This is a genomic window from Mesobacillus sp., assembly GCF_049588175.1.
Taxonomy (GTDB): domain Bacteria; phylum Bacillota; class Bacilli; order Bacillales; family Cytobacillaceae; genus Mesobacillus.
In genome coordinates, this window is sequence record NZ_JBAVFI010000083.1 from 1 (window position 1) to 2,592 (window position 2,592).

General features: G+C 42.0%; 3 protein-coding genes. All 3 read left to right on the forward strand.

The annotated features are described in order from the left end of the window. Nucleotides 1–396: 396 nt before the first annotated feature. Nucleotides 397–1,236, forward strand: a complete 840-nt coding sequence (kynA, locus tag WB217_RS01850) for a tryptophan 2,3-dioxygenase (RefSeq protein WP_423990108.1) — start codon at nucleotides 397–399, stop codon at nucleotides 1,234–1,236. Nucleotides 1,237–1,285: 49 nt separating this feature from the next. After that, on the forward strand, nucleotides 1,286–1,912 hold the full coding sequence (gene kynB, locus WB217_RS01855; protein WP_423990110.1) for an arylformamidase: 627 nt from the start codon (nucleotides 1,286–1,288) through the stop codon (nucleotides 1,910–1,912). Between the two features lie 139 nt (nucleotides 1,913–2,051). Next, on the forward strand, nucleotides 2,052–2,592 hold a 541-nt coding region (locus WB217_RS01860; RefSeq protein ID WP_423990112.1), incomplete at its 3' end, for a TetR/AcrR family transcriptional regulator.

A 2,592-nucleotide genomic window follows, 5' to 3' on the forward strand; every position in this document is an offset into this window, starting at 1 on the left:
CCTCGAACCTGCCCACGCACGATGGAACTGCGTGAGCATTTTCGGAGGAGTCTTCGTGCCTTCCGCTCCAATCAACAGGGTTTCAATAATAGATCGGTGGGCTGTATATTTGTCGACAATCTGACAGTCCTTGCAACCAAAGACTGTTTTTTTGATGCAGCAATCTTTTTTTAGTCTTTAAATTCAAAGACCTTTATTGACGGTTGCTTTAGTTATTGTTACGATTTCTCTAGCTGAAATGTTTGGGGAATCATACAAGATTGATGAATCTATTGGACCGCTTAGCTTATCAGGCCTATGCCTGAGAGTAATAATGTAAGCGGATTCAAAATGATCATTGGTAAAATTCAATAATGAACTAGAAATAGTGGCTTTAGTGGGAGGGGTCAATTGATAATGGATCAACAAAAATCAGAACTTGAAAAAGAGAAGATTCATACTGACTTTGCAAAAGAGATGTCTTATGGAAGCTATCTGCAGCTGGATAAAATTCTGTCTAGCCAGCAGCGGCTATCGGATCACCATGACGAAATGCTGTTCATTATCATCCATCAGGCTAGTGAGCTGTGGATGAAGCTGATTTTACACGAGGTAACTGCAGCGATTGAATGCATTCGCAAAAATGATTTGGAGCCGTCTTTCAAGATGCTTTCGAGGGTGTCAAGGATTCAGCAGCAATTGATTCAATCGTGGAGTGTATTATCTACTTTGACACCGTCTGAATATATGGAATTCCGCGACAAGCTTGGCCACTCTTCCGGATTCCAGTCCTATCAGAACCGCCTGATTGAATTCGCATTAGGCCAAAAGAATGCGCATGTGTTATCGGTTTATAAGCATGATGCAGAGCTTTTCAAGCAAATGGAGAAGGCGATCCATGAACGCAGCATTTATGATGCGGCTATCAGCGCACTTGCGATGCGCGGCCTTCCAATTGATGAGGAAGCGCTCAACAGGGACTGGTCCGCACCATACGAACTTAATGCTAGTGTCGAGGAAGCGTGGCTGACTGTATATCGTAATGTGGATCAGTATTGGGATTTGTATGAACTCGCAGAGAAACTGGTTGATATCGGCAGCCAGCAGCAACTATGGCGCTTTAACCATATGAGCACGGTGGAAAGAATCATCGGACACAAAATGGGAACAGGCGGATCGGCCGGAGTAGCCTACCTGAAAAAGGTTGTTGACCATAGATTCTTCCCTGAACTTTGGAGCCTGAGGACAAAGCTGTAAGCTTACTTAAAAATAAAAATAAAGAGACTAATAGGAAGAAGGTAACCTGATGGGATCTTGGGTTGATATTTCACAAGTTTTAAATAATAAAATTCCTGTTTGGCCTGGTGATACCCCTTTCCATTATGAGGTTAGCTGGGGCATGGAGGAAAGTGGCTCTGTGAATGTTGGCCAGGTGACAATGAGTACTCATACTGGAACACATATTGATGCGCCATTCCATTTCGATAACAATGGAAAAAAAGTAATCCAACTTGATTTCAATCTTTATATCGGAGAGGCGAAGGTCATTCAGTTGCAGCAGCCAGCAAGTATAGGCATAAAGGATGTGCAGGATGTTCCGTTACAGGGAGTAAAGCGTTTATTAATCAAAACAGACTCCTGGAACGATAAAACCGTTTTCCCTGACTCGATTCCTCATATCGAGCCAGAATTAGCGGCATATTTAGCAGACCAAGGAGTACAGCTCCTCGGGCTTGATTTGCCTTCCGTCGATCCTTTAGACAGCAAGGAGTTAAGTGCTCATCATGAGCTTAACCGCCATGGCATCCATATCCTTGAGGGGCTAGTGCTGGATCAAATTGAACCAGGTGAATATGAACTTGCTGCGTTACCTCTGCCGCTGGAGGATGCTGATGGAAGTCCGGTTAGAGCCATCATTAGAAAAATAAAGTAACGATCAAGCTGCCTTATCCTGCGATGAGGCAGCTTTTTCTATGTCGAAAAAATGAATATGAAATTCATTGACCGAATTGGTCAATGAGGAATAAAATGTAGTTGACCAGGTTGGTCAATGTGATGCTAAGGAGGGCAAGATGACTTCAAAATTTTTTAGTTTAAATAAAGAAAAGCAGGAACGTATCCTGAACGCAGCTCTCAAGGAATTTGCCCAAAAGGGGTATGAAAATGCATCTACCAATGAAATCGTTAAGTTAGCAGGAATTTCAAAAGGTCTGTTATTTCATTACTTCAACAATAAAAAAGAACTTTACTTGTTTTTATACAATCACTTTGTCGAGGTATTATCAGAGGAATTCTTCAATGAACTGGATTTCAGTGAGCGGGATATTTTCGATAGGCTGATAAATTTAATGATCCTTAAAAGCAGGATGATGATCAAGTATCCGGAGGTTTTCGATTTTATGATTTCAGCCTCGATGGAAATCGCTGAAGAAGTCAAAAATGAGCTGGCCAGCACGAATACCGAACAGATGCATTCCAGCTACGCCAGGTTATTCGATAATATCGATCTTGGCAAATTTCGTGATGGAACGGACATTCCCAGAACAATCAATATCATCATGTGGACTTTAGAAGGCTTCAGCAATCAGGAACTTGTAAAAGCAAAACAGCTCA

Coding starts and splice junctions, on each gene's coding strand:
- kynB (WP_423990110.1), top strand. CDS start 1,286: ATGGGATCTTGGGTTGATATTTCACAAGTTTTAAATAATAAAATTCCT.
- kynA (WP_423990108.1), top strand. CDS start 397: ATGGATCAACAAAAATCAGAACTTGAAAAAGAGAAGATTCATACTGAC.